Below are 24,069 nucleotides of genomic sequence, written 5' to 3'. Positions count from 1 at the left end.
ATTGATATTGGACTGAATTCGTCCTGTTAGCCCCGTATTTGTCCAGTTCCATAAACCAGATATTTAGTAGACGTCAATGCAGGCAAACCCATTGGACCGCGTGCATGAAGCTTTTGTGTACTAATGCCGATTTCAGCTCCAAACCCGAATTCAAATCCGTCGGTAAAGCGAGTAGAGGCGTTATGATAAACGGCAGCCGCATCAACATCTTGAATAAATCGCTCAGCGTTTTCGGAGTTTTCGGTCACAATACATTCGGAATGTTTTGTACTGAAACGGCGGATATGCGCAAGCGCGGCGTCAAGATCTGAAACGACGCGGATATTCATAATATAATCATTGTATTCTGTACTATAGTCCTCATCAGTTGCCGGTTTAATGCCTGTGAGAAGGGAAGCCGTTCTTTCGCAGCCGCGGAGCTCAACGCCTGCTTGAACAAAACGATCAGCAAGTGCAGCCAAATGCTGCTCTGCAAAAGCTTCGTGAACGAGCAAGGTTTCCATGGAGTTGCAAACCGATGGCCGTTGTACTTTGGCGTTAAAGGCAATCTCGACAGCCATCGTATAGTCAGCGCTGGCATCTATGAAGGTATGGCAAATACCAGCTCCTGTTTCGATGACCGGTACAGTGGCATTTTCAACGACATTTCGAATAAGCGATGCGCCTCCACGAGGAATGACAACATCAAGCAAGCCATTAAGCTTCAGCATTTCGTTAACCGAGGCACGATCTGAATCCTCTATTAACTGAATGGCATCAGCTGGCATTGCCGTATCTGAAAGTGCATTTTTTAATACCTCTACGATTTTACGATTTGACTCGATAGCAGCTGATCCGCCGCGAAGCACGACGCAGTTGCCAGTTTTTAAACATAAGCCAGCCGCATCGACAGTAACATTGGGACGAGCTTCATAGATCATGCCAATGACGCCGATTGGAACTCTGATCTTATTTACTTTAAGTCCGTTAGGACGATCGAAATGCTCAAGCAGCTCACCAACAGGGTCCGGAAGCTCAACAATTTGTCTAAGTCCCTCAGCAATGGATGCTATACGATCTTTATTTAAAGCAAGGCGATCGAGCATGGAAGGGCTTGTGCCTTGCTCGCGACCTCGCTGCAGGTCAAGCTCATTTGCAGTAATAATTGCGTTAGTCTCGGCGATTAATGCATCAGCCATACGAGATAGAGCCGTATTTTTTTGTTCTGTGGACAAACGATTCATAATGGCAGTTGCATCTTGAGCTAAAGTTGCTTTTGTTCTCACTTCACTGATCATAGCGGAATCCCCCTTATTATTTTAATGTAATCCATTCGTCTCGATGAATAAATTCGATACGGGATACATCGACTCTACGTTTAACTTCTTCAGTAGTAAGGCCGGCCACAGCTTGAATTTGCCATGCTGCATAATTGACAACGCCTCTGCCAATGGTTTGGCCTTGTGGATTAATGACTTCGACGACATCTCCGGAATGGAAATCGCCTTGAATTTCTTTTACGCCGGCAGGGAGGAGGCTTTTGCCGCCTTCCAGCAAGGCTTGAACAGCGCCTTCATCTACAAAAACCTTGCCTAGCGGCATAGAGTGAAAGCCAAGCCATTGCTTCTTCATCGGAAGGCTGTTCAGCTTCGTATCAAAATATGTACCGCGGCCATTGCCTTCCACAGCTAGCTTCAGATCGCCTTCTTGCTGCACCTTACCGATAAAAGCATGTACGCCGCCGCGCATGGCGATGCGTGCTGCTTCGATTTTGGAACGCATGCCGCCTGTTCCGACGGAAGAGCCAGCTCCGCCTGCGAGCTTCATAATATCTTCAGATATTTGATCGACGCGCTCGATCTTGACCGCTTGCGGATTTTTACGAGGGTCCTCTGTGTATAAGCCGTCCATATCGGTAATGATGATCAGCTGTGAAGCTTTCGTCATCGCAGCGACAAGCGCTGATAAGCTGTCGTTATCACCGAATTTAGGAACAAGCTCGTCGGTTGCCACCGTATCGTTTTCGTTAATAATCGGTATGATGCCAAGCCGCAGAAGCTCTTCGATTGTCATAAGTGCATTTTGAATGCGGCGGCGATTGGAGAAATCCGCACGCGTAAGCAAAATTTGTGCAGCTACTATGCCATAACCGTTGAAGGCTTCTTGATAGGCTTGCATAAGCAGTGCTTGCCCTACAGCAGCGGCTGCTTGTTTTTCATGAACGATTTTTGGCTTTGCAGCATAACCGATTTGACGAAAGCCAGCTGCAACAGCACCTGAAGTTACGAGCATCACGCCATTTCCTTTTTTATGCAAGGAAGCGAGCTCTGATGCGAAATATTGAATACGCTCGCGGTTTAGACCCCCTTCTTCCGAGGTAAGCGAGCTGCTGCCAATCTTTACGACAATACGTTCCGTCATCATTAATCCCATCCTATGCTTGTTTGGTGACAACAAAAAAGACTTTCGTCCATAAAGGACGAAAGTCTTTGCTTCCGCGGTACCACCTTTGTTGATAATCCTTAAATAGAATTATCCAGCTTAAGCCTATAACAGAAGGCGCTGTCCGGTTCATAGCCGGCCGCTCGGAGGTAGGTTCAGCAAGCGGCCTTCGGTAAATTCTTGCAGCCCATGGAATTTACTCTCTGATCGCGACCCATCTTGCTTAATTGTCCCGTCATCACGTTTCATGTTCAATTCCTACAAGCATATCACGATCCCATGCTGCTGTAAAGCAAGGTAAATGGCGGATATATTCTAAAATAAATTTAGTTTTCCAATCCGTTCAATCGCTTCTTGCAGGCGTTCTTCACTTGTAAGAAGACCAAGCCGAACAAAGCCTTCACCATGGGTACCAAACCCTACGCCTGGAGCGACAACAACATCAGCCTCATAAAGCAGAAGGTCCGCAAAAGATTCAGATGTATAGCCTTCAGGTACAGGCAGCCAGCAGAAAAAAGATCCTCCTGGCCGAGCGGCTTTCCAACCAATTCGGTCAAGGGCAGTAAACAGGGCATTGCGACGGCTTTCGTACATTGCTGTAAGTTCAGCGACACATTGCTGTGGCCCCGTCAGTGCAAGTGCGGCTGCTTCCTGAATGCCACCGAATAGGCTGCAATAATAATGATCTTGGATTAAATTGATTAGCTTGACGATTTGAGCATTTCCGATCGCAAAGCCAACACGCCAGCCAGCCATGTTATAAGTTTTGGATAGGGTATAAAACTCAACGCCTACTTCTTTCGCGCCTGGCGTCTGCAAGAAGCTGATCGGTTGATTATCATCGAAGCCAATTGCGCCATAGGCGAAATCACTTGCAACAACGATACCGTGCTTTTTTGCGTATTCCACCGTTTGTGCATAAAATTCCGCATTAGCAACAGCACCTGTTGGATTGTTCGGATAATTCATGAACATTAGCTTTGCGCGCTCGGCTATTTCTGGACTTATGGCGTTATAGTCTGGCAAATAGCTGTTTTGTTCTGTTAACGGCATAAATGACATCTCGGCACCTGCAAGCGCCACCCCAGACCAATAGTCAGGATAACCAGGGTCCGGCACGAGACAGACATCGCCGGGATTAAGCAGGCATTGGCTAATTTCGACAAGGCCAGTTTTTCCTCCGAAGAGGATAGCGACTTCAGTAGTGGGATCTATATCTACGTTATAATCCTCTTTGTACCGCTTCGCCACGGCTTCCTTTAGAAAAGGGTAGCCGCTAAAGGGTGGATATTTATGGTACAACGGATTAGCTGCAGCTTCCTGTAGCTTCGCAACAATATGGGGAGGAGTCGGTTGATCCGGATTGCCTTGTCCCAAATTGATGACATCGCGTCCTTTGGCCGTTTGAGCATTTGCTTTGGCGACCAGCTTGGCAAAAAATTGCGTCGGAAGTACATTCATCCGTTCCGCAGGTTGAATAAAGTGTTGACCGATTTGTGTTTCCATACCTCACACTCCACATGACAAAATCGCTATCTATTTAGGCAATAGCTTTAATGTAGCATGAATAGCGGGAGATGAGAAGCGGCTGGTTATGCAGCCGGAATGCCTACCCTGTCAATAAAGGGTTTAATATCTGCTTTGAACAGGAATAAAAAAGGTCTGCGCTTCTCATCAAACACGAGCAAGAGAGGAGGCTTTTCCTTACAATAAAAGAGAAAAAGATCATCGGATGTAACGGAAACGTCATTTGCTTTGATGGTCACGGCCTTCTCAAGAGGAACACGATACACATAGCTGCAGCTTGAATCATTTGTCATTTGTGGAGCAAGACCAGTGATGGAACCAACCCATGAAGAAGCCATCTCTTGATATTTGGCGTCATTTGGGATTGTCTTTGTTACTTTACCGGCGGCTACATCGAATACTTGAACTGGCTTAAGCCCTGTTTCTGGGTTAGGAGCGCCGCTAAGTGCTTGATGAGCAGAAGCGAAGTTGGCAAACAGGAAAATCGAGCAGCAAGCAAGAAGCATTGCAGCTATTCGTTTTGGAAGCATAACAGACATTCTCCTTTATGTTCGTAAAGTAGTAAATCCCTCGTTGTTACGTTTCCCATCTTGACACAGAACCATGACAGGGTATCATTAGGTGAAAAAAGGATCAACAGGAGGAACGGCATATGAGTAAACCATTGCGGCTTGCATTGCTGCAAATGCATATAGAAGCAGGAAATCCAGAAGCTAACTTCACGAAGCTGGCGAGCATGCTTGAAGAAGCGATGAGCCAAACGAGTAAACCGGATGTCATTATGTTTCCGGAAATGTGGAACACAGGTTACGCTTTAACTGAAATAAAAACGATTGCAGATCGTGAAGGCGAACGCACTCGTGCTTTTTTATCTGATTTTAGCAAGAAGCACAGCGTTCATATTATTGGAGGTTCAATCGCGGAACTTAAGGAAGACAAAGTGCTGAATACAATGTATGCATTTGATCGTTCAGGCCATGTTGTATCCGATTATTCAAAAATTCATTTATTCCGTCTTATGGATGAAGAAAAATATTTGGCTGCAGGAGATAAGCTTGGCAGGCTTGAGATAGAAGGGACAAAAGCAGGCATGATGATTTGTTATGACATCCGCTTCCCTGAGCTAGCTCGCAAGCTTGCGCTGGATGGAGCCAAATTGCTATTCGTTCCAGCAGAATGGCCGCATCCAAGACTTCATCATTGGCGTACTTTGCTTACGGCACGTGCAATTGAAAACCAAATGTTCGTCATCGCGTGCAACCGGATGGGCTCGAGCGGTGACACTAATTTCTTTGGTCACTCGCTCGTGCTTGATCCTTGGGGAGAGACGATAGCGGAAGCGGGCGAAGAGGAAACGATTATATACGCAGACATCGATTTGGATTTAGTTGATGCTGTACGCACAAAAATTCCTGTTTTTGAAGATCGCAGACCTTCTATTTATGAAGCTTGATTACCGATAGCTGCTTATAGTCATATTGAGTGTACGGATAAATGCTTCAGCAGCTTTGGATAAATATCTGCCTTTGCGGCTCGCCACGACTAACGTTCTTGTAGGCTTGGACGACAAGGGAAGGTAAACAGGCATAAAATCAGAGCCTTTGACTCGCGTAAGCATTTGCGGGACAAAGGCTATTCCCATTCCGCCTGCCACTAAGGATTGAATGGTTTCCATATTGCTGCTCTCGAATACGATTTGCGGAGTGAAACCTGATTGCTCACACAGTTCGACTGTAATTTGCCGAAAGCCTTGTCCGCGCTTAAGTCCAATAAACGGCTCTTTATCAAGTTCGGAAATCGAGATTGAGCCTTCTCTTAGTGAAAGAGGGTGCTGTGGAGGGACGGCTAAGCAGATTTCTTCCTCCAAGAATGGTTCCCATGCGAGAGAGTTGTCAATGAGCGGCAGCGAGAGCAGACTTAAATCGGTACCGCCGCTCGCAGTAAGCTGCTCAAGCTTTGCAGTTGTTTCTTCAACTAGAACGACTTCAATCTGCGGATATTGTTCACCAAATACTGGCAAAACAAGCGGGAGTATATGTGAGCCAGTTAGCGGCAATGTACCGACAACAAGTCGTCCGCGCCGCATTTGCGCCATATCGTCCATTTCCTGCTTTAACTGCTCAACAGCGTCAAGAATTGCTTGTGATTTATGAACGAATACTTGTCCAGCTTGCGTTAGTTCTACAGAATTTGTTGTTCGCCGGAACAGAAGTACGCCGATTTCTTGCTCAAGCTTGGAGAGCTGCTGACTTAGTGAGGGCTGAGCGATATGAAGCTTTTCCGCTGCTCTTGAAAAGTTTTTCTCTGAGGCGATTTGAATAACATAATTTAATTGTCTCAATTCCATATAAATTTTCCTTTCAATTGTTTATTATGTAAGGAATCTACTATTATAGTTATTACCTATAGACGTTATAGATATTATATCTTGGATCAATGAAGAAAGAAATGTTATAGTAGTTTCAGTTAAGAAAAGCAGAAGATTCAATGAAACGGTGGGGTTAACATAATGACGAAAAAGACAATGTTTGAAAAGATCTGGGATAATCACGTCATTAATCAAGAAGAAGGCAAGCCAAGCGTCATTTATATCGATTTGCAGCTTGTACACGAAGTAACATCTCCGCAAGCGTTTGAAGGCTTGCGTCTATCAGGCCGCAAAGTGCGTCGTCCTGATCTTACTTTCGCAACGATGGATCACAACGTACCAACGAAAGATCGCTTCAACATTACAGATCCAATTTCCAAACAACAAATTGACACGCTTACTCAAAACTGTAAAGACTTCGGCGTAACGTTGTTTGATCTTGACAGCATTGACCAAGGTGTCGTTCACGTAATGGGTCCTGAGCTTGGTCTAACGCATCCAGGTAAAACAATCGTTTGTGGAGACAGCCACACATCTACTCACGGTGCTTTCGGCGCATTGGCGTTCGGTATTGGTACAAGTGAGGTTGAGCACGTTATGGCTACTCAATGCTTGCAGCAATCGAAAGCAAAAACGCTTGAGGTTCGCTTTAACGGCACTCGCAAGCCAGGCGTAACAGCAAAGGATTTGATTCTTGGCGTTATTGCTCAATACGGCACAGATTTCGCAACAGGTTATGTTATTGAGTTTACTGGCGAAGCCATCACAAGCTTGACTATGGAAGAGCGGATGACAGTTTGTAATATGTCAATCGAAGCAGGCGCACGCGCTGGCCTCATCGCTCCAGATGAAACAACATTCAACTATCTTCGCGGCCGTCAATATGCGCCAGCTAACTACGAAGAAGCAGTTGAAGCTTGGAAACAGCTTACTACGGATGAAGGTGCAGAGTATGACACAGTCGTTCACTTCGACGTTGACGCACTAATCCCGCAAGTGACTTGGGGAACTAGCCCAGGCATGGGTACCAACATCACAGCTAAAGTTCCTTTCCCTGCTGATCTTCCAACGGAGAACGAGCGTAAAGCTGCTGAAGCAGCACTTGAATATATGGATCTTAAGCCTGGAACACCAATGAACGAAATCCCAATTGATTATGTATTCATCGGTTCATGTACAAATGGCCGTATCGAAGATTTGCGTGCAGCAGCTGAAATCGCCAGAGGCTACAAAGTTAGCGATCGTGTAACGGCTATCGTCGTACCAGGTTCAGGCCGCGTAAAAATTCAAGCCGAAAAAGAAGGTTTGGACAAAATCTTCACTGAAGCTGGCTTTGAATGGCGTGATGCTGGCTGCTCGATGTGTCTTGCAATGAACCCTGACGTATTGAAACCGGGCGAGCGTTGTGCATCAACGTCTAACCGTAACTTCGAGGGGCGTCAAGGCCGCGGCGGACGCACGCATCTTGTATCGCCTGCGATGGCAGTTGCAGCAGCAGTAAAAGGTCATTTCACAGATGTACGCGATTGGGAAATTAAATCCGTAGTGTAGAACGAATTGAACGCGAGAGGGGTATATAAGATATGGAACCGTTTAAACAACTTACAGGCATCGTAGCCCCGGTCGACCGGGTCAATGTCGACACTGATGCAATTATACCGAAACAATTTTTGAAGCGTATTGAGCGCAGCGGTTTTGGTCAATTTCTTTTCTTCGAATGGCGTTTTCACGAAAATGGTGAAGTGAACGTTGATTTCGAACCAAACAAGCCGCGTTACGAGGGCGCATCTGTACTCGTTTCCCGTGCTAACTTTGGCTGCGGCTCATCCCGTGAGCATGCTCCTTGGGCAATTCTTGATTATGGATACAAAGTTATTATCGCTCCGTCTTATGCGGATATTTTCTATAACAACTGTTTCAAAAACGGTATTTTGCCTATCAAGCTAAGCGAAGAGCAAGTGGAAGAGCTATTTAAGCGTACAGCGAAGCATGACGGCTACAAGCTTACTGTTGATTTGGAAAACAAACAGCTTTCGGATGAATATGGTCTAACGATCGCATTTGATCTTGATGAGCACCGTCGTCAATTTTTGCTGCAAGGTCTTGACGATATCGGTTTGACTCTTCAACATGAAGACAAAATTACAGCTTATGAGCAAAAACATATTGCTCGTCTTGTGTAATTAAAACGAAATGAAGAGGACGAATCAGCCACTCCGGATGATTCGTCCTCTTTTTTCCTTTAAACGCAACTTTTTCTGACAAGCTGCGTCTATATTTGCGTCTGTTAAAGTCGAATGCACTCATTCGATGCGGGCAATTTCAGTCATCGAGGTGGGAAATGAAAAGATTTGTATCCGTATTAATGTTTATGTCGATTTTTTTCACGATGTTCTCCGCAGTAGGACAAGCTGCAGAGGTCGTACCCAAGCTTTTCTTGAATGGTCAGCAATTGAAATCTGATGTTAATCCGCAAATCATTAATAATGCAACCGTTGTACCTGTGCGGACGGTATCAGAAGGATTAGGCTACCTGATTGATTGGGATAACACGACCAAAACAGCGACAGTAACACATGCCAATAATGTCATAAAGCTAAAGCTGAATGACAATATGGCAGTAGTCAATGACAAAAAGGTTAAAATGGACACGTCAGTTTCTATCATTAAAGGCTACACTTTAGTTCCACTTCGCTTTATTGGTGAGCAGTTTGGATTGGATTTTGAATGGAAAGCTGTTGAGAAAGAAGTACATATGTACGAGCAGAACAAAGAACCAACAGATCCGACAGAACCTATTGATCCAGACCCGAATCTTCCTGTGGAAGCAGCAGGCCAGATAACAGACATTTATTACTCTGGCGGAAGCAGCATGACCCTTAATTATGAAGGAACAGTTAAGGCCAACAAGCCAATGCTGCTCGAGAACCCAAAGCGCATTGTGTTCGATTTTCCGAATACTAACTATTCATCAAACTTATCTTCACAGTTTTTGAATGGACAAGTTGAGGTTAATGTAACAGACAGCACTTATTTGCAAGGTTATCGTTATTCCTTATTTTCGAACACGCCAGCTACCGCTCGCTTAGTCATTCTTATTGGCGATAATACCGGCTATGTGATGACTGAGGAAGCAGGAAAAATTCAGTTTAGCTTAATGTCTGCTGCAGACGTTCCTGGTACTCCGCCGATTACAGATCCAGTAACTCCTCCATCATCCAAAGTCTACAACGTTGTTCTTGATGCGGGACATGGCGGCTCAGATCCGGGTGCAGCGAGTGTTTTGAAGAAACCGGAGAAAGAATTTACGCTTAGTATCGCACTTAAGATGAAGGCGTTGCTTGACAAAGAAAGCAAAATTAAAGTTCATTTAACTAGAACGGGGGATACTTACCCGACTTTAGATGATCGCGTCAAGTTTGCAGAAAGCATAAAAGCTGATTTATTTATGTCTATTCATGCCAATAGCGGTATCAGCTCCGCAACAGGAACTGAAACCTACTATTATCGCGATAACAGTAAAGCGTTTGCTAGTATTATTCACAAGCATCTAATTGCGGCAACCGGTCTTAAAGACCGCGGCGTCAAGAAAGAAGCTTATAAAGTGATCAAACAAACGACGATGCCAGCCGTACTAATCGAAGCAGGCTTCCTATCCAACGCAAACGATGCAAAAATGTTATTTGATGATGCGGCACAAAACAAAATAGCTGCTGAACTGGTTGCAGGCATCAAAGAGTACTTAAATGTAAAATAGAAAGCAGGTGTTCAGTGTTATGAAAACTTTCAAAGCACGCGGGCTGCTTGCTGTCATTATATTATCCGCTGCGCTTGCAGGATGCGGAGTTCAGGATAAGCAGGGAAATCAACCAGGCAGCACGGTATCGCCTACAATTTCACCTTCGCCTTCTCCTGAGCCAACTCCCGTTATAAACGAACTAGATGCTATTATTTATTTAACCGATGCTGAGCTAACTGAAACAGTAGAGCATCCAGTCAAGCTAACCTATGAAACGGATCTTGATCTGGTCAAAGCAGCAATTGCTGAACTGCAAAAAGATGCTGACGAGAATAAATTATCTTTATGGAAACGAATTGAGGTTAAATCCGTACAACTATCAGACGGGCTTGTTACACTGGATATTCATTTGCCTGATGAAGCGCGGCTTGGTGCGCCAGGCGAGACGTTTGTCATTCAGACGCTTCAAAAAACATTGTTTCAATTCGATGCTGTAAAATCAATCGATCTGCTTGTCGATGGACAAAAGGTTGAAACGCTCATGGGTCATGTCGAGCTCGAATATCCAATGAACAAGCAATAAGCAAAAAATATGAATGGCTTCGTTCCATCCTAGCAATAGGTTGGCGAAGCCGTTCTGCATGAGTTATTACATACTAATCAGGGGGAATATCTACTTATGACAATGCAATTTGCGAGCAAAAAGATTTTGATTGGAGCGCTAGCGTTTTCTCTAGTTGCAGGAAGCGGTGTAATCATACCTGCTTCCTATGCCTCAGCAGCCTCCGGATATACAACACCATTTACCGATGTAAGCAGTGGTCATTGGGCAGAGAAGCATATAGCTAAGCTTGCATTGCAAGGAATTATTGAAGGAAATAAGACATCAAGCGGAGCTGCTATATTCCGTCCGAAAGAAAATGTGAGTCAGCAAGAGGCTGTGCTTATGGCTCTTCGATTCGCGGGATTGGATAAAAAGGCAGATAAAGATGCAATTATCGGTTTTCCTAATTCTTTTTCCGTAAGCACTTATTTTAAACCTTATGTAACTTTGGCTTTCCAAGAAGGCCTGCTTGATCAGGTGGAAGAGTTCGGACTCGCAGCTAAAGATCCTAAAATCGCCTGGGGGACTAAGCCAGCTACCCGTGAATGGGTAACGAAGCTTATGGTTCGTGCAATCCAGCAAGAGGAAGAAGCGGTACGTTTGCAAAATACAGCCTCGACTTTCGCGGATGCAGCGCAAATCACTTCTATTTATAAGGGTTATGTGAATGCCGCTTCCAAGCTTGAGCTCGTAAAGGGTGTAACGGCAGACAAATTTGTTCCTAAAGCGAATGTGGATCGTGCGAGTCTGGCTACGATGTTCAGCCGTGCTGAGAAGCTGTTCCCGGTTGCATATGAAGGTCAAGTAAACGGGATTGCAACTAAAATAACAGATACTCAAATTACTGTTTACAGCGACAAGAAGGAAATCAACTATAGCATTAATTCAGATACTTTATTTTATCACTACAATACAGAAACACCTATTACGAGACAGCAGCTTCTAGAATACGGAGATGTAACGGTCATTGCGAAGGATGGAAAGGCGCTTTACGTTGAAGTGAAAGGCGATAAGACTTACACTAAAACGACGTCTGGAACGTTGGATCGTGTTATCGCAGATGAGAAGAAGTTATATGTATGGATTAACAATAAGCCTGTTGAATTTTTCTATAATGATTCAGTAGTAGTCGTTGATACGGATGGCAAACCGCTAGCATTAACCTCAATTAAGAGAGACAGCCAAATAAGCATCGTACAAGACAGCTTCCGTGATGCGCCGGCAACAATAAAAATTATTGCATCGACGCAGGCGTCGGCAACGAGTGTTAAAGGTACATTCTACGGCTCGACAGGTGATTTGATCACTGTCATGGAGGGTTCAACACTTGTATCTAAATTGATGGCAGATACGGTTTCCGTTGAAATTGAAGGCATTAATGGAGCAACAATCGGCGATTTAATTAAAGAAGCAGATCAAGTAGAGCTTACGCTTAATGATGCAGATAAAGTAACAAAAGTGAAAGTAGTTAACCGCAATGTGAAAGTCGTTGCTGGTGCGCAGGTTGCCGCTTTTGTTTACGATAAAAAGTTGTTGACCATTCTTGATGCAAATGGCAATAACGCCCAAGCGCTTTATTTTACGGATAAAACTCGAATTGAATACAGCGGCAACGTTATTTCATTAGCTTCTGCTAATAGCTTACTAACCGTGAACAGAAAAATTGTTATCAGCTATACAGGAAATTCGATCGTATCCCTGCAATTTTTAACTAAATATACAGGTACTTTATTATCAATGAATTCACAAAGCAACTTGATGAACATTAAATTGGAGAACGGCGCTACGTTGTCGCTTCCATATAATACTGCATACGTTGAGCATGCTGCCATAGCAAATGCAACTTACAGCGATCTTAAGGCAGGCGATCAACTTACGCTTGATTTGAGCAGCAACCAAGATCGTGTTGCAACGATTAGAGTCCACACAAATGCTCAATATGATGTAATGTCAGTAGACGTAATCAACAAAAAAATTCGTGTTAAAAATGCAATGACATCCGCATTTGATCTAAATGTGCTAGGTACAGAATTGGTTAATGAAGCAGGAGCGAAGCTTGCGATTGAACAGATTACTCCGGGCTCTATTATTACTGTTAACTACTTAGGAAAAGAAGCCGTTCGTGCACGCACTATTTCTGTTGCTTATGGCAAAGTACAATCCATCTCAGCAAACAGTGTCACTATTGTAGACCTTGTAGGTCAAACTGTTGCTTATAATGGCGATGCTGGGTTCGTAATCGTAAAAGGAGCCACGCAAGGAACAGCAACGAGCCTGCTTACTGTGGGGGACTATGTTGAGGTTCAGAAGCTTGAAGGCAACAAAACACAACTGACTGTAGCTGTTGGCGAGAGCCGCGTATTTACGAACTTCAATGCGACTGCATCACAAGTGTGGACGGAAAAAACAACAGATGCGGATAACCGGAATTATTTTAATGTAAACAGCCAGACCAAATACATTTTAAATGGAAATTCGGTTTCAGTTACAGCTTTCAAGTCAGGCGACACGATTACAATCTATGGCTTTAGAAACTATGCAATTGCAATCGTCAAGTAGCTTTTTAACGAAATTTTCATCAATTATAGGCTGAGATATTCATTTTTTGTGAAAAAACTGCCCTTAGGGGCAGTTTTTTTATAGAATATGCTTGTTTACGGTTGCGAAGCGTGACAAATTTCGCTACACTTTGAACGATAGTGTTTGATTAGGGGAGAGGACGATGGTTGCGAAACAAAAAATGCGTCATGTGCTAGACATTATTGCGGACATGTTTCCAGATGCACACTGTGAGCTTAATCACAGCAATCCGTTTGAGCTTACAATAGCAGTACTGCTGTCTGCGCAATGTACGGATGAGACGGTCAATAAGGTGACGGTGAACTTATTTCAAAAGTATAAGTGCCCCGAGGATTATTTGAGCGTACCGCTGGAAGAACTAGAGCAGGACATTCGCCGCATCGGCTTGTTTCGAAGTAAAGCATCAAATATACAAAAGCTTTGCCGTATTGTCATAGATAAATATGACGGGAAAGTGCCTGAAAGTCATGAAGGTCTGACCGAGCTGCCAGGTGTAGGGCGGAAGACGGCTAACGTCGTGATGTCTAATGCATTTGGTGTGCCTGCCATCGCTGTCGATACGCATGTGGATCGTGTAACGAAGCGACTGGGATTCGCTAAGGCCGAAGACAGTGTCCTAGAGGTAGAGAAGAAGCTGATGAAACTCGTTCCGCGCGAGGAGTGGACATTAACCCACCACAGACTCATCTTTTTCGGCCGCTATCACTGTAAAGCGCAAAGCCCGCAGTGTCCAATTTGTCCGCTGCTTGATTTGTGCAAAGAAGGTAAACAACGTATGAAGCCAGGTTTTAAAACCAAAAATAAGAGTATAAAACCTAAAATAGCCAGTGAAGGATGATGAACATGAACTGTATTTCCGTGTACACAAACAATTTTGAGCTTTTTTCTGATATTTATGAGCAAGTGCTTGAGTCTCCGCCAGAGGAGCACGAGGATATCCTTGTAGAAGGCATTACAGTTAGCGGCTCAGGCGACGTGCCTGATCAATACATCGAGCGTATGCGCATTAAACCTGAGGTTGTTGTGATGAGAGATAAAGAGCGCAACATTATGATCTTGCAACATGGCAACGTATTTGAAATTTGTTTGCCGTCTGAAGAAGAGCAAGCCGTTTAAGGAGAAGCAAATGACAGAAACAACCGTGCAAAGCATAGCAGGAGCTATATCCGAAGCAGCTGGTTTAATGTCAGCTGCAGGAGATACATTACATGCCAAGCAAGCACAGGAGCTAAACAGTAAGCTGACCGATGGTCGGCTTACTGTCGCTTTTTGTGGACATTTTTCAGCTGGCAAATCAACTCTCATTAATCGTTTATGCGGGACTAAGCTGCTTCCTTCTAGTCCAATTCCAACAAGCGCGAACGTTGTGTCTATTCGCGGCGGGGATCGGGCTTATGCAGCTGTTGAAACCGTAAAGAATGGTGTTGCTTCCAAAGCGGAAGTTCCAATCGACCAGCTTGACCGCTATTGTGTCGATGGCGAGCAATTTACTTCTGTATCGATCGTGTATCCTTCCGAGCTTTTAGGAGATCATACCGTGCTCCTCGATACGCCTGGCATTGATTCAACTGATGATGCGCACCGGATGGCAACCGAATCCGCATTGCATCTTGCAGACGTTGTTTTTTATGTCATGGATTATAATCATGTGCAGTCTGAAATCAATTTTTCTTTTGCGAAGCAATTGAAGGATTGGGGAAAGCCCTTATATTTTATTGTGAATCAGATTGATAAGCATCGTGATCGCGAGCTTTCTTTCGCAAGCTATCGTCAAAGCGTTGAGGATGCGTTTCACGCTTGGCACTTGGAGCCGGCGGGGATCGTTTATTTGTCGTTGCGCGAGCCAGAGCACCCTCATCAAGAGTGGGAGCAACTGCTTGAGCTGCTAGATAAACTGCAAACGATCCGCAAGCCGCTTTGTGTGTACAGTGTAGATGCGTCATTGCGCCATGTAGCTGATGGACATTTGAAATGGAGTGAGCAGCTAGCGGAGCCTGAGCGAGAACGGCTTCTTGCTGAGGCAGGCGGCGTTGAGGCTGTTGCCCTTGTCACAACACAAATGGATCAGCTGAAACAGAAGATCAGGCATGTTTCGGAGCAGAAAGAGGTTTACCGGGCGCAGCTTCGCAAAGAGCTGCAAACGCTTCTGGATAATGCGAATATTACGCCAGCGGGACTGCGTGATTTGGCTCAAACGTTTCTGGAGAGCCGTAAGCCTGGTTTTAAAGCGGGGCTGCTTTTTGCGGCAGCTAAGACTGCTGCTGAGCAGGAACGGCGCTTGCTGGCGTTCAGCGAGGAATTAAACAGTTTAATCAGCGCTTCGATCGACTGGCATGTGAAGCATCTGCTGCGTACGGAAGCAGAGCGTAAATCATATAATGGCGAGCTGCTGGAATCGGAGCTCGCGCGGAACTTGGCTTGGCTGCCGGATTCGGAGTGGCTTATCGCGAGAGTGAAACCCGGCGCCGTCATCAGCAACGAATATACGATGACGTTTAGCCGCGATCTAGCCGCGGATGTGAAGGCGGTTTATCGCCAGCGCTCACTTGAGATCATCGATGCGCTGGCAGACCATGCAGCGGCGGTAGGCGAAGCCGCCGCCGCTGAGGCAGAGTCACAGCTTGCTGCGCTTCGCGCGCAGGCTGGTGCACTACATGCGCTTACGGCGCTGGCGAAGCGCGCCGAGGAGCATAAGGCGCGGCTAACTGCCGCGCTGCCTGAGGCGCCGGCAAGGCCGGCATTGCCAGCACCGCGTATAGCTGTGGCTGGCGGTGGCACTTCCGCGCAAGCTGGCGGCGACGCTGCTGAAGCGCGGGGTGTGCTTGCGAGCGAGAGCGGGCGAAGCGCGCGAGAGGGGCAGCATCATGTGGCAGCGGGGCGAAGCGCCCTAGCTGGCGGTGCAGCTTTGGCGCAGCAGCACAGCGCTGCAGCGCGCTTAGCCAGCGCCGCGGAGCTGCTGGCGCCGCATGCTGCGCTTGCGGCTGCTGCGCAAGCGATGAGCGATAAGGCGAAGCGGCTGCAGGACAGCCGCTTCACCATCGCATTATTCGGCGCCTTCAGCGCCGGCAAATCATCGCTTGCGAACGCGCTGATCGGAGAACCGGTGCTGCCGGTTTCTCCTAATCCGACGACGGCAGCGATCAACCGACTCGTGCCCCCTACGGCGGAGCACGGTCATGGTACAGCGCGCATTGTCATGAAGACGCGCGCTGCCATTATCGATGATGTGCGCTATTCCCTAGCGCTCCTCGGTGAAAAAGAGCAGCAGTCTGATGACGCTGCTCTCATGCGGGCGATTGATCGCCTATCTCCGGATTCCATCGGAGCTGGCGGTCGCCCGCATTTCAGCTTCCTGCGCGCAGCCCGCGCAGGCTGGGCAAAGCATGAACCGCTGCTCGGTCAGCAGCTGTCGGTCGATCAAGCGGAATACGAAAAGTACGTCGCTGAGGAATCTCGTTCGTGCTTCGTGAGTGAAATCGAGCTGCATTATGACTGCGCGTTGACGGCGCAGGGTATCGTGCTCGTTGACACGCCAGGAGCGGATTCTGTAAATGCTAGACATACGGGCGTAGCCTTCAATTATATTAAAAACGCTGATGCTGTTTTGTTTGTCACGTATTACAATCACGCCTTCTCGCAAGCTGATCGTCAATTTCTGATGCAGCTTGGCAGGGTGAAGGATCAGTTTGAGCTTGATAAAATGTTTTTCCTTGTTAACGCTGCCGATTTGGCTGCAGATCAGGAGGAGCTTACAGGTGTGTTAAAGCATGTTGAGACGAATCTGCTGCAGCATGCGATTCGCTCGCCTCGCTTATTTCCTGTATCGAGCTTGCAGGCACTGGATAGTAAATTAGATGGAAATGCAGAGCTGCTGCAACGCTCCGGCATTGAAGCTTTCGAGCAATCATTCCTTTCCTTTATTCAGAACGATCTCGGACGGCTAGCTATTGATGCCGCAGAGCAGGACTTGAAACGAGCGGCAGCGACAGTTGCAGGCTGGCTTCAAAGTGCAGAGGGCGACGCAGCCGGGCGTGAAGCTGAGCTTATAGCACTGCTGCAAGCGGTGAACGAAGCGAAGATCGATATATCAGCGCTTCAAACCGGAACGATACCAGAGCAGCTAAAGCAGGAGCTTAGTGAGCTATTGTATTATGTCGTTCAGCGTATCCAATACCGTTTTGGTGAGTTTTATAACTTAGCCTTTAATCCGGCCTCCTTGCAGGATGATGGACGTGACTTGCGCAAAGCCATTTGGACATCTTGGCTGGAGCTGCAGCGGCTCGTCCAACTGGAGCTGTCACAGGAGATGCTGGCAACCTCGCTTCGGATGGAACGAGGCATTCATACTCAGCTGCAAAAGCAATATATTCATACTGCGCAGCGTTTAGAAAATTCAATTTCCGCATATAGTGCTGTTCCTTATGCGCCAGCTGCTTTGCCAACGCCAGATGAGCCGACCGCTTGGGAAGCGGATAACGTTGATGCGAAGCTGCTTTGGAGCCGTTTCAAATCACCGCGTCAATTTTTTGAAGGCGAGGGCAAGTCGATTCTTCGCAAAGAGCTTGAAGCGCTGCTTGCTCCTTCATTAAATGGATGGATGTCCGAGCAAACGCTCTTGTGGACATCGCTTTACGAGCAAATTTGGCAGAAAGCGGCTGATCAAGCTGGTAAACAGCTGCAAGACGATATGCTTGCCTATGAAAGCGGCAAACGAATCTCGTTGTCCGGCAGTGCGGACACGGCTGAGCTGAAGCAGCTGTATAATCAGTTGATTCATATCTAATTGTCAATGAATACGGATTGTTCTATCGCATTAACAGCTGAATGCTTTTGCGAGCGTGTAAAACGCTTGCAAAAGCTTTTTTTAATTTAGTGTGTTTTTGTGCAAAAATTGAGTAATAGGCACATATTTGTCATGATTTGCGACCAATTGGGAGTATTAACCGTTTCCAATTTAGATAACGAGTCAATAAGCGGTTTATAACAGGTATATGCATATTTATACTGTTTGCTCGCATTTGATGATGCTGATAATATTCATTCATGCTTACAAAATAGATACGGGGAGATGGATTTACTTGGACGTACTAAGGCAGTTGAAAGCATTTTATTGGGCGGAACGAAAGTTTATGTTCACCTCGATATTTTGCTTAATGTGCGCTACGGCGCTCGGACTTGTCTATCCGAATTTACTGAAATTCTTGATTGATGATGTCATTACTCCAAAAAAATTCGAGTTAGTGCCAACGCTTTCTTTTACAGTAGTCGGAGTCATTATCATTAAAGGATGCATGCAGTATTTACATGGTTTTTTTGGTGCACGACTTGGTAACAAAGTGGCATTCCACATGCGGAATGCTTTGTACGACAAGCTGCAGACGCTGTCGTTTCAATATTATGACAAAGCAAAAACAGGCGATTTGATGTCACGTTTAACGGCTGATTTAGAAGCTATTCGCAACTTTATCGGTTTTGGCTTTGCACAAATCTTGAATATGGTGTTGATGATCTTGTTCGGCGGCGCAATGATGCTCTCTATTCATTGGCAGCTAACTTTGATTACATTAGTAACGATACCGCTGCTAGGCTTCGCAGCCATTCGTTTTGAACGCAATATTCATCCAGCGTTCCGCGAAATGCGTCAAGCGATGAGTAATTTAACGACAGCGGTTCAAGAGAATATTACGGGCGTACGCACGGTTAAATCTTTTGCACGTGAATCGCATGAGGTATCGAAATTTTCCATACGCAGTGAAGCCTATCAAACGAATCAGGTTGGCGCAGCAAAGATTTGGGCGAAATTTTTCCCTGTAATGGAGCTTGTAGCGAACTTAAGCGCAGTAATCCTGCTTGTAACAGGCGGTATTCTTGTCATTAACGGATCACTGCAGCTCGGTGAATTTGTCGCATTTTTCAGCTTGATTTGGTACATTATCGGTCCGATGTGGGGCCTTGGGTTCCATATTAATAACTACACGCAGTTCAAAGCTTCAGGAGAGCGTGTACTAGGACTGCTGAATGAACATGTTCATGTAAAAAATATTGAGCACGCGATTGAGGTTAGCAGCGATACCGTAAAAGGCCATGTACGCTTCGATCATGTTACGTTCAGTTATCCTGACAAAACGCCGGCGGTAACCGATTTGGTCATTGATGCGCCAGCAGGCTCTGTCATTGGGTTTCTTGGTGCGACAGGCTCAGGCAAATCAACGATTATTCAATTGTTAATGAGAGCCTATAATGTAAAAACAGGTTCAATTACGCTAGACGGCATCGATATTAAAAATTTGGATGTCGCAAGCCTTCGTTCATTAATAGCTCCCGTGTTTCAAGAAACGTTCTTATTCTCGGCATCGATTCGCGATAATATCGCTTATGGCGTGCGGGATGTAACACCAGAGCAAATCGAGCACGCAGCTAAGCTGGCTAAAGCGCATGACTTCATTTTGGAGCTGCCGCTAGGCTACGATACGATTGTCGGCGAAAGAGGAATGGGCTTGTCCGGTGGACAAAAACAACGGATTGCCATTGCTAGAGCACTTATAAAAAATCCTAGAATTTTAATTTTGGATGACGCAACAAGCGCGGTAGATATGGAAACCGAACATGAAATTCAAGCGGGCTTCAAGGAGCTGATGGCTGGCCGCACGACCTTTATTATTGCACATCGGATTTCTTCGCTTAGACATGCCGATGAAATCATCGTGTTAGACAAGGGCCATGTCGTTCAGCGTGGTAAACACGCAGAGCTGATTAAGCAGCAAGGACCATACCGCGACACCTACAACATTCAATATGCTGACTATCCGCTTGATGATGCTGCTATAGCTGCGCAAGCGAATGAGCGGAAAGGGAGTACCGTATAATGAGTACGAGTGCCAAAGCAAAAGCTAGCAATAAAAATGAACGTTTCATATACCAAGACGATGAGCTGATTGAAAAGCCCTTTAACTGGGGCCAATTGCGCCGCCTATTCGGATATATGAAGCCTTACACAAAACAATTAATGCCTGTCATCGTTATGATGATTCTTGGTACGTTGACACGCCTAGGCGTGCCGGCGCTCGTCATTCTGGCAATTGACGAAGCGATTGCTCCTGAGCAAGGTGAAACAAGTGTACCGAAGTTAATTACGATCGCAAGCATCATGCTGGTCTTATATGTTATTCAATGGGCATCCAATACGTACCGGATCAAATATACGAATATCATTGGACAAAAGGTAATATACGATCTCAGAAATCATTTATTCCAGCATATTCAAAAGCTAAGCTTCCGTTTTTACGACAAGCGCCCAGCAGGTTCTGTACTCGTTCGTGTCACGAATGACGTAAATGCGCTGCAGGATTTGTTTACAAACGGTGTCGTCAATTTATTGATGGACTGTGTGCAATTGTTCGGTATCGTCATTATTTTGCTCGTATGGAACTTTAAGCTTGGCCTTGCGGTCATGATAACCGTACCGTTAATGTTCATTGTATCGACGACTCTGCGCAAAAAGATTCGTTTTGCATGGCAGGATGTGCGCATTAAGCAGTCCCGTATTAACTCTCATTTAAATGAGAGTATTCAAGGGATGAAGGTAACGCAAGCGTACGTGCAAGAGAAAGACAATATGAGCTTCTTCGATCATATGAATACAATCAACAATAAATCATGGAACCGAGCGTCATCGCTTAACCAAACGTTCGGCCCTGTAATCGAGATCACTTCAGCAATCGGTACTTTTATTCTATTCTGGTATGGCTCCCACCTCATTCAAGTAGGTGCGATTACCGTTGGATTGCTTGTTGGTTATGCCAACTATATCGGTAACTTCTGGGACCCGATCAACCGACTAGGACAAATGTACTCTCAGCTGCTTATTGCGATGGCTTCATCAGAACGGATTTTTGAATTTATTGATGAAGAACCGACGGTAGCGGAACTAAAGGTTGCAAAGCCGCTTCCGAAAATTGTTGGCGCCGTAAAGTTCGACCATATCGTGTTCGAATACGAGAAGGGAAGGCCAGCACTCAAGGGCATCACGATCGATGTAAAAGCAGGCCAATCGATAGCGCTCGTAGGGCATACTGGTTCAGGAAAAAGTACAATCATCAACCTATTATGCCGTTTCTATGATCCGGTTGAAGGCCGTGTCCTCATTGATGGCATCGATATTCGTGATGTGACGATTGAAAGCCTGCGCTCACAGGTTGGCATCGTGCTCCAGGATACGTTTATTTTTGCAGGCACGATTCGTGACAATATCCGTTATGGACGCTTGGATGCAACCGATGCGGAGATCGTAACAGCAGCTCAAGCCGTTAACGCGCATGATTTCATCATGGGGCTGCCAGATGGCTATGATACGCAAGTTGAAGAGCGAGGCAATGTACTTTCCATGGGTCAGCGTCAGCTGCTATCGTTCGCTAGAGCATTGCTAGCTGATCCGCAAATCCTTATCTTGGATGAAGCAACAGCCAGCATTGACACTGAAACGGAGCTGAAAATTCAAGAAGCTCTTAAAATTCTTCTAGCAGGCCGTACATCCTTTATGATTGCTCACCGATTGTCGACGATTCGTCACGCGGATGAAATTATCGTGCTTGACCACGGTGAAATCGTTGAACAAGGCAATCACGAAGCGTTGCTTGCAAAGCGCGGCGTGTACAACGGCTTGATCGAAGCACAGTACCGTTTTCTTTAAAACGTGAGCACAATTCATTTCAGCAAATGCTTATAAAATAGTTGATTTTTAAGCTTAGAACCTCCACAATGGAAGAAAAAACGAACCGAAACGCTAGTCTCTGCCTTTAGGACAGAGCTGACGATTCGATTTGCTTCCAGGAGGTTCTTTTTCTTTATGTATGGATCACCCTTAACAACGAATGCTCGCAAGTTGCTCCTGCTAGGCTCTGGTGAGCTTGGTAAAGAGGTTGTATTTGAGGCTCAGCGGCTTGGCATCGAGACCATTGCAGTAGATCGCTATGATCAAGCACCAGCTATGCAGGTTGCACATCGCAGTTATACAACAGATATGCTGGATGGGGCAGAGCTTCGCCGTATTATTGAGAAGGAGCAGCCTGACTATATTGTTCCGGAAATCGAAGCAATAGCTACAGAAACGCTGCTTGAGCTTGAGAAGGAAGGACATCGCGTTATTCCTACAGCACGCGCGGCTTGGTTGACGATGGACCGCGAAGGCATTCGCCGTTTAGCTGCTGAGACATTGGAGCTGCCTACCGCGCCATATCGATTTGCAGACACGTTTGAAGAGCTTGCTCTTGCGGCCGAAACGCTTGGTTTCCCATGTGTCATCAAACCAATTATGAGCTCCTCAGGCAAAGGACAAAGCGTTTGCCGATCTGAAGCGGAGCTTGAAGCATGCTGGAGCTATGCGATGGAAGGTGGACGTGCCAAGAAGCAGCGTGTTATCGTGGAGGGCTTTGTAACATTTGAATCTGAAATTACATTGCTTACTGTACGATCGGTTTCGGGTACAAGCTATTGTCCGCCAATTGGACATGTGCAGAAGGATGGCGATTACATCGAGTCCTGGCAGCCGCATCATATGACTGAGGCCCAAATTGCTCAAGCAGAGTCCATAGCGCAACGCATCACCGATGAGCTGGGCGGTTTTGGTATTTACGGTGTGGAGCTATTCATTACAAAGGATGGCGTCTTGTTTAGTGAAGTATCGCCGCGTCCACATGATACAGGCATGGTAACGATGGCGACTCAGGATCTTTCAGAGTTTGCCCTGCATGTAAGAGCTATTTTAGGATTTCCAATTCCAACTATTCGGTTGCTGTCACATGGTGCATCACATACGTTGAAAGCAGACCGTGAATCTTCCGATTTCCGCATTGGCGGTATTGAAGAAGCTTTGTCGGTTCCTAATACACAGGTTCGCGTTTTTGGAAAACCAGAAACGAAGGTTGGACGAAGAATGGCCGTTGCGCTGAGCACTGCTCCTGATGTAGAACAAGCACGAGATTTAGCTCGTAAAGCTGCAGAAGCTCTTTACGTATCGTATACTAACGAATAGAAAGTTTATTTTAAGGCAGGTGCAGCAGCAATGGGTAAAAAACAGAAAAAAATAACGTCTTCAACTCCTAGATCATCATCAAAAAATGCTCCAAAAAATGAGTCGGAAAACGGCTTGACGCTCAAGGATTTATTAAGCAATGAGGTGCTTGGCAAGCTAAAAGCACAAGCGGATGATATGAAGCAGGCTGAAGCATCACGTAAAGAAGAGCTTCGCAAACAGGAAGAAGAAAAGAAGAAGCAGGAGCAAAAGCGTTTGGAAAACGATTTTTCTTATTTGCTTGAGAATAGCGACCCTAACTGGTCGAAGCATAAGTAATAGGAAGAAAGTCGCAGTTCGCATTGTTCTCAAAAAAGCACCTTAGGGTGCTTTTTTTGTTCGGAATATCCTAAATACACTAATTTCAAAACTTTTGATATAATCTTATTTTTTATGATTTTCTTTTGTTTCAAAATGCATGCAGGGTTTGCCAGATGAGCGAAAAACCATTATGCTCGGCAGTACGCTTGTTTTAAATCCAAAAGCTCTACAGCCTTTAGGTGCACTTGGCTCCCATGTAATAAAATAATGTTTGCATTTCAAACAATCAATGCGTTCATTCGTATTCATTCTGCTACCTCGAATATGATTTTGGGTGTGAATTTGAATCGTAAACCATATTACGAAGGTTGAGCATTAAAGTCAATCCTAATCGATTAAATAGGCAAGGCTGTGCCTCACAATCGCCTTTTTTAATACAAATTGTTACCACGCATACATAAATCTAATGATTCTGCAAAACATGCTAACAACAGTTATTA

General features: G+C 45.6%; 18 protein-coding genes. 13 read left to right on the top strand and 5 right to left on the bottom strand.

The window, feature by feature from the left end:
* Positions 1-26: 26 nt before the first annotated feature.
* From AC1DPK_RS05765 to AC1DPK_RS05750, 4 genes are all read right to left on the bottom strand, one after another.
* On the bottom strand, positions 27-1,277 hold the full coding sequence (locus tag AC1DPK_RS05765) for a glutamate-5-semialdehyde dehydrogenase (protein WP_477509621.1): 1,251 nt from the start codon (positions 1,275-1,277) through the stop codon (positions 27-29).
* A gap of 16 nt (positions 1,278-1,293) precedes the next feature.
* Complete coding sequence (gene proB, locus AC1DPK_RS05760) at positions 1,294-2,400, bottom strand: glutamate 5-kinase (RefSeq protein ID WP_441875353.1); 1,107 nt, start codon at positions 2,398-2,400, stop codon at positions 1,294-1,296.
* A 336-nt stretch (positions 2,401-2,736) separates the two neighbouring features.
* Complete coding sequence (locus tag AC1DPK_RS05755) at positions 2,737-3,927, bottom strand: aminotransferase class I/II-fold pyridoxal phosphate-dependent enzyme (RefSeq protein ID WP_477509620.1); 1,191 nt, start codon at positions 3,925-3,927, stop codon at positions 2,737-2,739.
* 86 nt (positions 3,928-4,013) lie between these two features.
* The gene (locus AC1DPK_RS05750; RefSeq protein WP_477509619.1) at positions 4,014-4,478 is read right to left on the bottom strand and encodes a hypothetical protein; all 465 of its coding nucleotides are present in this window, start codon (positions 4,476-4,478) and stop codon (positions 4,014-4,016) included.
* A gap of 122 nt (positions 4,479-4,600) precedes the next feature.
* Here AC1DPK_RS05750 and AC1DPK_RS05745 point away from each other — a divergent pair, with 122 nt between their 5' ends.
* Positions 4,601-5,401 (top strand): carbon-nitrogen family hydrolase, encoded by an 801-nt coding sequence (locus tag AC1DPK_RS05745; protein WP_477509618.1) that lies wholly within the window; start codon positions 4,601-4,603, stop codon positions 5,399-5,401.
* Here AC1DPK_RS05745 and AC1DPK_RS05740 read toward each other — a convergent pair whose 3' ends face one another.
* Positions 5,402-6,295 (bottom strand): LysR family transcriptional regulator, encoded by an 894-nt coding sequence (locus tag AC1DPK_RS05740; protein ID WP_477509617.1) that lies wholly within the window; start codon positions 6,293-6,295, stop codon positions 5,402-5,404.
* Positions 6,296-6,457: 162 nt separating this feature from the next.
* On the opposite strand from AC1DPK_RS05740, the gene leuC reads away from it, so the two are divergent.
* The 12 genes from leuC (at position 6,458) to AC1DPK_RS05680 (ending at position 23,587) form a co-directional block, all read left to right on the top strand.
* A complete protein-coding gene (gene leuC / locus AC1DPK_RS05735) occupies positions 6,458-7,867 on the top strand; it encodes a 3-isopropylmalate dehydratase large subunit (RefSeq protein ID WP_076265725.1) in 1,410 nt (469 codons plus the stop codon).
* A 32-nt stretch (positions 7,868-7,899) separates the two neighbouring features.
* Positions 7,900-8,499, top strand: coding sequence for a 3-isopropylmalate dehydratase small subunit (gene leuD, locus AC1DPK_RS05730; RefSeq protein WP_441961270.1), 600 nt, complete (start codon positions 7,900-7,902; stop codon positions 8,497-8,499).
* Positions 8,500-8,657: 158 nt separating this feature from the next.
* The gene (locus AC1DPK_RS05725; RefSeq protein WP_477509616.1) at positions 8,658-10,073 is read left to right on the top strand and encodes an N-acetylmuramoyl-L-alanine amidase; all 1,416 of its coding nucleotides are present in this window, start codon (positions 8,658-8,660) and stop codon (positions 10,071-10,073) included.
* A gap of 19 nt (positions 10,074-10,092) precedes the next feature.
* Positions 10,093-10,638 (top strand): GerMN domain-containing protein, encoded by a 546-nt coding sequence (locus AC1DPK_RS05720; protein ID WP_477509615.1) that lies wholly within the window; start codon positions 10,093-10,095, stop codon positions 10,636-10,638.
* A gap of 96 nt (positions 10,639-10,734) precedes the next feature.
* Positions 10,735-13,218, top strand: a complete 2,484-nt coding sequence (locus AC1DPK_RS05715) for an S-layer homology domain-containing protein (protein WP_477509614.1) — start codon at positions 10,735-10,737, stop codon at positions 13,216-13,218.
* Positions 13,219-13,381: 163 nt separating this feature from the next.
* The gene (gene nth / locus AC1DPK_RS05710) at positions 13,382-14,077 is read left to right on the top strand and encodes an endonuclease III (protein WP_076265730.1); all 696 of its coding nucleotides are present in this window, start codon (positions 13,382-13,384) and stop codon (positions 14,075-14,077) included.
* 5 nt (positions 14,078-14,082) lie between these two features.
* A complete protein-coding gene (locus tag AC1DPK_RS05705) occupies positions 14,083-14,355 on the top strand; it encodes an NAD/NADP transhydrogenase alpha subunit (protein ID WP_076265731.1) in 273 nt (90 codons plus the stop codon).
* A gap of 10 nt (positions 14,356-14,365) precedes the next feature.
* Positions 14,366-18,022, top strand: coding sequence for a dynamin family protein (locus AC1DPK_RS05700; protein WP_477509613.1), 3,657 nt, complete (start codon positions 14,366-14,368; stop codon positions 18,020-18,022).
* 295 nt (positions 18,023-18,317) lie between these two features.
* The gene (locus AC1DPK_RS05695; RefSeq protein ID WP_441875584.1) at positions 18,318-20,105 is read left to right on the top strand and encodes an ABC transporter ATP-binding protein; all 1,788 of its coding nucleotides are present in this window, start codon (positions 18,318-18,320) and stop codon (positions 20,103-20,105) included.
* The gene (locus AC1DPK_RS05690; RefSeq protein WP_441875380.1) at positions 20,105-21,928 is read left to right on the top strand and encodes an ABC transporter ATP-binding protein; all 1,824 of its coding nucleotides are present in this window, start codon (positions 20,105-20,107) and stop codon (positions 21,926-21,928) included. The genes AC1DPK_RS05695 and AC1DPK_RS05690 overlap by 1 nt, the downstream gene beginning before the upstream one ends.
* A gap of 156 nt (positions 21,929-22,084) precedes the next feature.
* Entirely contained in the window at positions 22,085-23,269 is a 1,185-nt protein-coding gene (gene purT, locus AC1DPK_RS05685; protein WP_477509612.1) for a formate-dependent phosphoribosylglycinamide formyltransferase, read from the top strand.
* A 30-nt stretch (positions 23,270-23,299) separates the two neighbouring features.
* The gene (locus tag AC1DPK_RS05680; protein WP_477509611.1) at positions 23,300-23,587 is read left to right on the top strand and encodes a YqkE family protein; all 288 of its coding nucleotides are present in this window, start codon (positions 23,300-23,302) and stop codon (positions 23,585-23,587) included.
* The last annotated feature ends 482 nt before the right edge of the window (positions 23,588-24,069 follow it).

The organism is Paenibacillus sp. 01T424 (assembly GCF_056398745.1).
This window is presented reverse-complemented; position numbering and strand designations above follow the sequence as displayed.

Excerpts from the sequence above, each read along its gene's own strand:
- AC1DPK_RS05765 (WP_477509621.1), bottom strand. The coding sequence starts at position 1,277 with ATGATCAGTGAAGTGAGAACAAAAGCAACTTTAGCTCAAGATGCAACT.
- proB (WP_441875353.1), bottom strand. The coding sequence starts at position 2,400 with ATGACGGAACGTATTGTCGTAAAGATTGGCAGCAGCTCGCTTACCTCG.
- AC1DPK_RS05755 (WP_477509620.1), bottom strand. The coding sequence starts at position 3,927 with ATGGAAACACAAATCGGTCAACACTTTATTCAACCTGCGGAACGGATG.
- AC1DPK_RS05750 (WP_477509619.1), bottom strand. The coding sequence starts at position 4,478 with ATGCTTCCAAAACGAATAGCTGCAATGCTTCTTGCTTGCTGCTCGATT.
- AC1DPK_RS05745 (WP_477509618.1), top strand. The coding sequence starts at position 4,601 with ATGAGTAAACCATTGCGGCTTGCATTGCTGCAAATGCATATAGAAGCA.
- AC1DPK_RS05740 (WP_477509617.1), bottom strand. The coding sequence starts at position 6,295 with ATGGAATTGAGACAATTAAATTATGTTATTCAAATCGCCTCAGAGAAA.
- leuC (WP_076265725.1), top strand. The coding sequence starts at position 6,458 with ATGACGAAAAAGACAATGTTTGAAAAGATCTGGGATAATCACGTCATT.
- leuD (WP_441961270.1), top strand. The coding sequence starts at position 7,900 with ATGGAACCGTTTAAACAACTTACAGGCATCGTAGCCCCGGTCGACCGG.
- AC1DPK_RS05725 (WP_477509616.1), top strand. The coding sequence starts at position 8,658 with ATGAAAAGATTTGTATCCGTATTAATGTTTATGTCGATTTTTTTCACG.
- AC1DPK_RS05720 (WP_477509615.1), top strand. The coding sequence starts at position 10,093 with ATGAAAACTTTCAAAGCACGCGGGCTGCTTGCTGTCATTATATTATCC.
- AC1DPK_RS05715 (WP_477509614.1), top strand. The coding sequence starts at position 10,735 with ATGACAATGCAATTTGCGAGCAAAAAGATTTTGATTGGAGCGCTAGCG.
- nth (WP_076265730.1), top strand. The coding sequence starts at position 13,382 with ATGGTTGCGAAACAAAAAATGCGTCATGTGCTAGACATTATTGCGGAC.
- AC1DPK_RS05705 (WP_076265731.1), top strand. The coding sequence starts at position 14,083 with ATGAACTGTATTTCCGTGTACACAAACAATTTTGAGCTTTTTTCTGAT.
- AC1DPK_RS05700 (WP_477509613.1), top strand. The coding sequence starts at position 14,366 with ATGACAGAAACAACCGTGCAAAGCATAGCAGGAGCTATATCCGAAGCA.
- AC1DPK_RS05690 (WP_441875380.1), top strand. The coding sequence starts at position 20,105 with ATGAGTACGAGTGCCAAAGCAAAAGCTAGCAATAAAAATGAACGTTTC.
- purT (WP_477509612.1), top strand. The coding sequence starts at position 22,085 with ATGTATGGATCACCCTTAACAACGAATGCTCGCAAGTTGCTCCTGCTA.
- AC1DPK_RS05680 (WP_477509611.1), top strand. The coding sequence starts at position 23,300 with ATGGGTAAAAAACAGAAAAAAATAACGTCTTCAACTCCTAGATCATCA.